This window comes from Roseofilum capinflatum BLCC-M114, from assembly GCF_030068505.1.
Lineage (GTDB): Bacteria > Cyanobacteriota > Cyanobacteriia > Cyanobacteriales > Desertifilaceae > Roseofilum > Roseofilum capinflatum.
Map to the genome: position 1 here is coordinate 131,060 of NZ_JAQOSO010000074.1, position 8,010 is coordinate 139,069.

The window sequence follows — 8,010 nt, forward strand, 5'->3', positions numbered from 1 at the left end:
CAATCAACCCAAAAATGTTCAACGATCACAATCACCAGATGAATCACTTGACTTCAACTCCAGGATGGCAACGGTGGGTTGGTGGGACTCTCGCGGCATTGATCGTCATCGGGCTAGAAGCAGTAGGGATGATCGATCAATTAGAACGGTTAGCCTATCGAGGCTTGTTCCAGTTGCGGGGAGAGGAACCTTGGCATAGTCAAGTAGTGATTGTGGGCATTGATGAAACAACCCTGAAAAATCGAAAAAACTCCGAGAGTCCCCGGCAACTGTATGCGGCTCTTTTACAGCGTTTGGCCCCCAGTCAACCCCGGATGGTGATTTTGGATATTTTAATGCACGATCGCTCCCCTGACGATCCCCAGTTGGCGGAAGCGATGGGTCAAGTCCCTGTAGCCTTGCCGATGGCTTGGGATAGGCAAGGAAATGAGAAGCTGCCGGTTCCGGAATTAGCCGCCGAAGCTGTCGTTATGGGCCATGTGGTGAGTCGTCAAGATGCCGATGGTTTGACTCGTACCGTTGCGTTTGAGTCCCGGCAGATTCCTGCCCTGGGAGTAGCAGTCGCTCATGAGGTGATCGATCAGCCTGTGGGCTTGGATCGGCAGGGGTCTGAATTATGGATTAATTGGCCTGGCTCGGTTAAGCATTTGCCCCAATATGGGTTGTTGGATGTAATTGAAGGGCGAGTGCCGATGGAGAACTTCCACAACAAAATTGTGATTGTGGGGGCGAATGTCACCGGGTTTAATCCTGTGTTGACCCCGTTTGATGTCAATCCTCCAGCGAATGGGATTCATGTTCATGCGGCGGTGATCAGTAATCTGTTATCGCAAAATGGGTTAGAGCAGGTGGGAACGTCTTGGAATTGGGCTGGCATACATTTGCTTTACTTTGGGGGGGCGATCGCCTTGAGTGCAACTGTGGTGTTTTGGTCGTTCCGCAAACAAGTAATTGTGGTGGTGGGTTTGGGGGGAGTATGGCTGGGAGTGTGTTATGTGGCTTTCCGGTTTTATTATCTTTTGCCGGTGGTATCACCCTTGGTGTTGTTGGGTTTAACTCTGTTATTGGTGACGCTTCAAGACCGGTTGAAGATGAAGGCGATTTTGGTGGAACGGGAAAAGCAATTGTTTCAGTCGGCTTTTTACGATCCGGCGACGGGTTTACCCAATTATGCGTTGTTTATGGATCGTTTGGAGGGGGCCCTGTCTCGGACTCGTCAACCGGCTGGCCCCCCCTTGTTTGCCGTGTTCTTTATTTATCTGGATCGGTCTAAGGTGGTTAACCCTGATTCGGGACATCGCTTGAGTAATGAGTTGCAGGTGGCGATCGCCGATCGCATTGAAGAGGCTCTGAGAGAAGCGATCGCTCCCCATTCCCCTCGCCCCCTGTTGTCTCCTTCACCCCAATTCTCTTCCCTGTCTGAGATAACCTCTAAAGGGACTGAATTTACCATCGCTCGCTTAGATACGGATACGTTTGCTGTTTTGGTTAATACTCTCTCCTATCCGAGACAGGCGATCGATATCGCTCAAACCATCGATCAAACCCTCTCCCATGCTTATGTTTCCGATCGATTACTCCCCCCTGGAGACTCAGACGAAACCCGGAGTTTACTAGAAGAAAACTTATCAGCCATGACTGCTTTTATTGGGGTAGCATTATCAGCCGTCAATTCTGATTTCGATCAAGTTTCGGTGAATATCTATTCCCAGGCGGAAAGTATGCTCCGAGATGCCGAAATTGCCATGTATCAAGCCAAAGTTAAAGAAAGTAATCATTACGCCGTTTTTGACCAAAATCTCCACAACGCAGAAGTGCAAAAATTAGAACTAGAACTCGATCTGCGACGAGCTATTAATCGCTCTCGACAACAACAAGAAAACTTGTCTGCTTCCAGGAGGGAGAGCCATCCTACTCCAACCCCTTTTACCTATTCCTCTGAGCAATGGGGATCGGAATTAGAAATGCAAAGTGATTTTCGCCTTTATTATCAACCCATTGTCGCTTTAGATACGGGTAGAATTAGTGGATTTGAAGCCTTAGTTCGTTGGTATCACCCCACCCGTGGCATGGTTTCTCCCGTGGATTTTATACCCTTAGCGGAAGAGACGGGATTAATTATGGATTTAGGAGATTGGATTTTACAAACCGCTTGTTATCAGTTACGAGAGTGGCAAGCTAAGTTTCCCCATGGCTTAGAAGTGACCATGGTGGTCAATTTATCCAGTTTGCAGCTACATAACCCCCAGCTTGTCAGCCAAATTCAGCAATTACTTGATGAAATGAACTTGGATCATCGCTATTTAAAGTTGGAAATTACTGAAAGTGGATTAATGGAAAATGAAGAAATCGCCCTAGATTTGTTAAGAACCATGAGAGAGGCAGGTATTCAGTTAAGTATTGATGATTTTGGTACGGGGTATTCTTCCTTAGCTCGTTTGCATAATTTGCCTGTAAATACATTAAAAATTGATAAGTCTTTTTTACAAAGAACAACCTTCGATCATGAGAGTTGGGAGATTATTGAAACCATTATTATTTTAGCCCATAAATTAGGCTTAACCGTTGTTGCGGAGGGGATTGAAACCGGCGATCAGTTTGAGTTACTGCAAAGACTCAATTGTGATTATGGTCAAGGGTATTGGTTATCTCGACCCATGGATGCTTCAGGAGCAACAGCCTTGTTAGCTAAAAATCCTCAGTGGTAATACAGAGCTTTGCCCTCTCATCCCATTTCTCTTTAATATTGCCATTAATTCATCATTTCCCCTCATTGTAGGGTGGACAGGAAAACAAGCGCGATCGCCCTCATACCCCACCCCTAACGGCAAAGAACCCCATGCGCGTGCTTAAAGGGGCGATCGCCAACCATTGACGATCGCCCCACTTGTCTCTAAGATGAAAGTCTAGTCAAAAATGTAAAGATTCGTTAAGATAATCTCACAAAACTATCGGCGATTCCCACAACTGACCATTGCACGAGGGGTTAAGAATGAAAAAAACACATAAAAAAACATATTGGCAAACCAGTTTAGCTGCAATTCTAGCACTGTTGATTTGGGCGATCGCTCCAGCCGCCCACGCCTACAACAACCCAGAACTGCTACCCGACACACCCACACCCATCATTGACCTAGGCCGCAACCTCACCGACACCCAAGAAGCCAATCTTGCCGACGATTTAGCCCAATTTGAACAACAAACCGGCTGGAAACTTAGAGTCTTAACCCAATTCGACCAAACCCCCGGCCGCGCCGTCAAAGACTTCTGGGGACTCAACGATAAAAGCGTCCTCCTCATCGCCGATGCCAGAGGTGGCAACATTCTCAACTTCAGCGTTGGCGATGATGTCTATAGCCTCCTCCCCCGCACCTTCTGGATTGAACTGCAAACCCGATATGGTAACCAATTCTTCGTCCGCGAAAACGGCTCCGACCAATCCATCATTCAATCCCTCGAATCCATCAAAACCTGCCTCGTCCAAGGCGGCTGCAACGTTGTCCCTGGACTGCCCAGAGAACAATGGATTCTCACCCTGATTACCTCCCTCGTCGGTGGCATCATCTTTGGCTTTGCTGCCATTCCCCGTCAAAATGGGCAAATCTTCGCCTGGCAATGGGCCCTGATCTTCTCTCCCCTGTGGGGCATCCTCTTTATTGCCTTCGGCATTGGCCCCGTGGTCTCCCGCACCAGCGAATGGCTGCCCCTGGTTCGCAACATCATCGGATTTGCCCTCGGAGCCTTAGTCGCCTATCTCTCTCCCACCTTCAACCAATCAGAAATATCAGAAACCTAAACCAGAGTTGCCCAAACTGGTAAGCTAATACCGTAAGCATTCAGGAATCACACTCCCCTGAATGCTCATCAGCCCACTTAACCCTTGCCTTGCAACTCAAATATGGAATGGCATATCACAGACGCTCTCAGTTTCGGCATCATTGACCGTGAAGTTGGTTCTCACAGTTTTTCGCCAGCAGAATACGAAATTGTCCGTCGGGTGATTTACTCCACTGCCGATTTTGAGTACAAGTCCCTGATCCGATTTTCTGACCAGTCTTTACAATCTGGTGCAGCCGCTTTAGCCGCCCGAACCACCATTGTTGTTGATGTCCCGATGGTACAAGTGGGCATTGCCAAGTTAATTCAGGAGACCTTTGCCAACCCAGTTTATTGCAGCATGGAGACCCTCACCCGTCCCCAAAAGGAAAAAACCCAAGTAGCTTGGGGTGTGGAAACGTTAGCGCGACGATATCCAGAAGGCATATTTGTGATTGGTCAATCGCCAACGGCTCTAGCTGCCTTAGTAGAATTAGTGGAAACGGAAGTGATTAAACCGGCTTTAATTGTGGGCGCACCGGCGGGTTTTGTGGAAGCGGATGTGACGAAGGGCCGTTTAAATGATTCCCAAGTCCCCCATATTCGCATCGAGGGACGTAAGGGCAGTGCGGTGGTCGCTTCAGCAATTATGAATGGGTTGGTGGATTTGGCTTGGCAAGCCTACGGCCAGGAAGTCTAGCCCCTAGGGGATGGCAAGTGCCCATAGGTTTTAATTAAAAATGGAGCTGGGCAGAATCGAACTGCCGTCCGCAATAGCTATTACTCTCTGTTCATTCACAAGCTTATCCCGTCTAAATCCTCTGGGCAGGAACCATTCTTGACCCCGAATGGTGGGGATTTCTAGTTAAGTCTTAACCCTTAAACACACTAGAAACTGTTCAAGGGAGCATCCGTTGGGGTTTTCACCACAGCCCTTAACGGAGTCGGACTATGATGGCTCGCGCCTGTTTGAGGCTAGATTTAGGCTACAGCAGCAGCCTTGCGAGCGAAAGGAACGATGTTGTTCGCAGTTACATTTAGTTTGAGCCTTGATTTACGAGAGGGGACTCACTCTCGGCTTGCATCACAGATTAGCGTTCACTATCCCGTCGAAACCATTACAGCCCCGCGCGCGATCGCTATAGCCGATCTTTAACACTTAACCTAATTATAACCACACGGACTGGGAAACGGCCAAATTTGTCCAGAATGTATCTGAGCAGTTAGGGTCTACAATTAAAGTCTAACTCTATTCATACGGGTTCCAGTAGGGTCTGACCAAGGACATTATGTTAAACACTACAGAAATTCTCATTCACCATTTTGTCGATCAAGTCCAGCAGGGATATCGTCGTACCTATGGAGGCTGGAAGCATGATTATGAAGATATTATTGGTTGGGCAGCCAATATGGCCTTAGAAAATATCGCCAATAGTGATGCCCTGTACCATAATGTAGAACACACGATTTTGGTTACCTTAGTCGGTCAAGAGGTTATTCGAGGCAGACATATTCGCGAGGGGGGGGTATCTTGTGAAGATTGGCTGCATTTTATTATTTCCCTACTCTGCCATGATATTGGTTATGTGCGCGGAGTCTGCCGCCAAGACCAAGAAGGTCTTTATGCAACGGGTAAGGATGAGGCGATGGTTTCTTTACCTCCAGGGGCCTCTGATGCGGGGATGACTCCTTACCATGTAGACCGGGGTAAGTTGTTTATTGAGGAACGGTTTGGGGGCCATAAGTTAATTGATGCGGATGTGATTAAGCGTAATATTGAACTGACTCGTTTTCCGGTTCCCAAGGATAGCGATCATCAAACTACGAGTGATTATCCGGGATTAGTTCGGGCGGCGGATTTAATTGGTCAGTTGAGCGATCCTCGATATTTACAGAAAATTAGCGCTCTGTATTATGAGTTTTTGGAAACGGGAGCGGCTAAGGCGCTCAATTATCGCCATCCTGAAGATTTACGCAATAATTATCCTAAGTTTTATTGGCATGGGGTGTTTCCTTATATTAAGGAGGCCTTGGGTTATTTGGAGTTAACCCAAGAAGGAAAGCAGGTGATTGCGAATTTGTATGCCAATGTGTTCCGGGTGGAACATCAGCCGAATCCGTCTTTACAGATGATTGTTTAAGGGGTTGATCTAGTCGGGATCGAAGTCTTGGGGGATGTCTTGTTCTGGCCAGAGTAGGCGCACGGCCATGATCGCGAATCCCAAGGCGGCGATCGCCTTTAAGAGCTTGGTGGGTAAAATTTCTGCGGTTCCCTGGCCAAGAATTACCCCTAGAAAACTAGCTAACAGCAAGGCCCCTGCTGTTCCCAGGAATACGGCGCGGGGAGAACCGGATGTGCCACTGATGGCGATCGCCGCCACCTGACTTTTATCTCCTAACTCGGATAAAAATACGGCCGCAAAGCTTAAACTTAATAATTGCCAATCCATACCCGTTGTATTTAATGCTTGACTAACTCCTATGGTAAACTCTAGGAGAGTAAAAGCATATCAATTAAAAATTAAAAATTAAAAATTAAAAATTAACAATCCCAAACCGTAGGGGCGGGTTAAACCCACCCATAACGACACCCATCGATACCTGTCCTAAACCCGCCCTCCACCACCAGGCGATCGCCGGTTCAATGAAAAATGAACAATTGACCATCGGGATAGGGCGGGTTTACATCATTGATGATGGGTATCCTAAATCTGGGTAAAACCCGCCCCTACAACATCGTCGTGGGGCGATCGCACCCTAAAATGAAAAAATACCACGCAAAACCCTGTAGGGGCGGGTTAAACCAACCTATTAGGACTCCCACAAATAGCTGTCCTAAACCCGCACGAACCCATTCAATGAACAATGAACCCTTATGAATTCTAGAACAGTAACCCAACAAAAACTTATCGAATCGATCGCCAGTTTATCAGCAGAGTCTCTTTCTGAGCTGGCCCGTTTCATTGACTATCTGCACTATAAATCGGGGACAGCTCAACTGGAGCAGGAGCAACGGGACGAGAGTCAACCTAATTTCTTATTGTCTATTGCGGGTTTGGGTAGTTCCGGAGCAACCGATATTTCTGAACGAGATGAAGAGATTCTGTCCCAGGAAATCGATCCGATTTATGGCTGGACAAGTCATCCCGATCGCCAACCATGACCGTTATTCTCGATACCAGTTTCTTATTTGCCTTAACCGATCGCTGCGATCGCAATCATAACCGAGTCTTGAACGTCGCTCGCAACATCAATGAGCCGATGCTGCTTCCTAGCGTTGTCCTAACTGAAGTGTGTTATATTCTAGCATCCCGGTTAGGACATCCCGTTATGCGTCAGTTCTTAGGCAATCTAGTCGTGAGCGGTATGGAAATAGAAGGGATCGCGATCGCCGACTTAGAGCGAGTCGAGCAGATTTTGCAGCAGTATGCTGATAGTCAACTCGACTTTGTAGATGCGGTCATCGCTACCATTGCCGAGAGAGAAAACATTACCTGTATTCTTACCCTCGATCGCCGCGATTTTTCCATAATCCGTCCAAGGCATTGTCAGTATTTCCAGATTTTGCCCGATTAGCGGGATGGGGCGATCGCCGCCTAAAAACCCAAAATCACCCCCCAAACCCCCGTAGGGGCGGGTTAAACCCACCCATAACGACACCCATCGATACCTATCCTAAACCCGCCCTCCACCACCCGGCGATCGCCGGTTCAATGAAAAATGAACAATTGACCCTCGGCATGGGGCGGGTTTACCTCATTGATGATGGGTGTCCTAAATCTGGGCTGCCCTCTTCCCCCAGCCCCTTCTCCCACGGGAGAAGGGGAGCAAGATAAAGTCCCTCTCCCGTGGGAGAGGGATTTAGGGAGAGGGCAATCGATCGCCGGTTCAATGAACAATTAAAAATTGACCCTCGGCATGGGGCGGGTTTACCTCATTGATGGTGGGTGTCCTAAATCTGGGCTGCCCTCTTCCCCCAGCCCCTTCTCCCACGGGAGAAGGGGAGCAAGATAAAGTCCCTCTCCCGTGGGAGAGGGATTTAGGGAGAGGGCAATCGATCGCCGGTTCAATTAACAATTAAAAATTAAAAATGAAGAATCCCCCACCCTCGGCATGGGGCGGGTTTACCTCATTGATGATGGGTGTCCTAAATCTGGGCTGCCCTCTTCCCCCAGCCCCTTCTCCCACGGGAGA

Annotated in this window: 9 protein-coding genes and 1 other RNA gene; 7 read left to right on the forward strand and 3 right to left on the reverse strand. The window is 48.1% G+C overall.

Annotation, left to right across the window (positions count from 1 at the left end):
* The first annotated feature begins 38 nt into the window (after nucleotides 1–38).
* The 3 genes from PMG25_RS12895 (at nucleotide 39) to PMG25_RS12905 (ending at nucleotide 4,516) form a co-directional block, all read left to right on the forward strand.
* Nucleotides 39–2,708: an EAL domain-containing protein gene (locus PMG25_RS12895; RefSeq protein WP_283767310.1), complete on the forward strand. Its 2,670-nt coding sequence runs from the start codon at nucleotides 39–41 to the stop codon at nucleotides 2,706–2,708.
* Between the two features lie 284 nt (nucleotides 2,709–2,992).
* Entirely contained in the window at nucleotides 2,993–3,796 is an 804-nt protein-coding gene (locus PMG25_RS12900; RefSeq protein ID WP_283767311.1) for a TPM domain-containing protein, read from the forward strand.
* A 102-nt stretch (nucleotides 3,797–3,898) separates the two neighbouring features.
* A complete protein-coding gene (locus PMG25_RS12905; RefSeq protein WP_347178825.1) occupies nucleotides 3,899–4,516 on the forward strand; it encodes a precorrin-8X methylmutase in 618 nt (205 codons plus the stop codon).
* A 38-nt stretch (nucleotides 4,517–4,554) separates the two neighbouring features.
* Here PMG25_RS12905 and ssrA read toward each other — a convergent pair.
* Nucleotides 4,555–4,944: a transfer-messenger RNA gene (gene ssrA, locus PMG25_RS12910) on the reverse strand.
* Between the two features lie 161 nt (nucleotides 4,945–5,105).
* Here ssrA and PMG25_RS12915 point away from each other — a divergent pair.
* Nucleotides 5,106–5,957: an Npun_R2479 family HD domain-containing metalloprotein gene (locus PMG25_RS12915; protein WP_283767313.1), complete on the forward strand. Its 852-nt coding sequence runs from the start codon at nucleotides 5,106–5,108 to the stop codon at nucleotides 5,955–5,957.
* 9 nt (nucleotides 5,958–5,966) lie between these two features.
* Here the strand turns inward: PMG25_RS12915 and PMG25_RS12920 are convergent, their stop codons facing one another.
* Both PMG25_RS12920 and PMG25_RS12925 read right to left on the reverse strand, forming a co-directional pair.
* Nucleotides 5,967–6,266: a TMEM165/GDT1 family protein gene (locus PMG25_RS12920; protein ID WP_283767314.1), complete on the reverse strand. Its 300-nt coding sequence runs from the start codon at nucleotides 6,264–6,266 to the stop codon at nucleotides 5,967–5,969.
* An 85-nt stretch (nucleotides 6,267–6,351) separates the two neighbouring features.
* The gene (locus PMG25_RS12925) at nucleotides 6,352–6,483 is read right to left on the reverse strand and encodes a hypothetical protein (protein WP_283767315.1); all 132 of its coding nucleotides are present in this window, start codon (nucleotides 6,481–6,483) and stop codon (nucleotides 6,352–6,354) included.
* A gap of 208 nt (nucleotides 6,484–6,691) precedes the next feature.
* Here PMG25_RS12925 and PMG25_RS12930 point away from each other — a divergent pair, with 208 nt between their 5' ends.
* The 3 genes from PMG25_RS12930 to PMG25_RS12940 are packed head-to-tail and all read left to right on the forward strand — an operon-like array spanning nucleotide 6,692 to nucleotide 7,652.
* Entirely contained in the window at nucleotides 6,692–6,979 is a 288-nt protein-coding gene (locus PMG25_RS12930; protein ID WP_283767316.1) for a hypothetical protein, read from the forward strand.
* Nucleotides 6,976–7,392 (forward strand): type II toxin-antitoxin system VapC family toxin, encoded by a 417-nt coding sequence (locus PMG25_RS12935; protein WP_283767317.1) that lies wholly within the window; start codon nucleotides 6,976–6,978, stop codon nucleotides 7,390–7,392. The genes PMG25_RS12930 and PMG25_RS12935 overlap by 4 nt, the downstream gene beginning before the upstream one ends.
* Complete coding sequence (locus PMG25_RS12940; RefSeq protein WP_283767318.1) at nucleotides 7,362–7,652, forward strand: hypothetical protein; 291 nt, start codon at nucleotides 7,362–7,364, stop codon at nucleotides 7,650–7,652. The genes PMG25_RS12935 and PMG25_RS12940 overlap by 31 nt, the downstream gene beginning before the upstream one ends.
* Nucleotides 7,653–8,010 lie beyond the last annotated feature (358 nt).

Coding starts and splice junctions, on each gene's coding strand:
- PMG25_RS12925 (WP_283767315.1), bottom strand. CDS start 6,483: ATGGTCAATTGTTCATTTTTCATTGAACCGGCGATCGCCTGGTGGTGG.
- PMG25_RS12900 (WP_283767311.1), top strand. CDS start 2,993: ATGAAAAAAACACATAAAAAAACATATTGGCAAACCAGTTTAGCTGCA.
- PMG25_RS12935 (WP_283767317.1), top strand. CDS start 6,976: ATGACCGTTATTCTCGATACCAGTTTCTTATTTGCCTTAACCGATCGC.
- PMG25_RS12915 (WP_283767313.1), top strand. CDS start 5,106: ATGTTAAACACTACAGAAATTCTCATTCACCATTTTGTCGATCAAGTC.
- PMG25_RS12905 (WP_347178825.1), top strand. CDS start 3,899: ATGGAATGGCATATCACAGACGCTCTCAGTTTCGGCATCATTGACCGT.
- PMG25_RS12930 (WP_283767316.1), top strand. CDS start 6,692: ATGAATTCTAGAACAGTAACCCAACAAAAACTTATCGAATCGATCGCC.
- PMG25_RS12920 (WP_283767314.1), bottom strand. CDS start 6,266: ATGGATTGGCAATTATTAAGTTTAAGCTTTGCGGCCGTATTTTTATCC.
- PMG25_RS12895 (WP_283767310.1), top strand. CDS start 39: ATGAATCACTTGACTTCAACTCCAGGATGGCAACGGTGGGTTGGTGGG.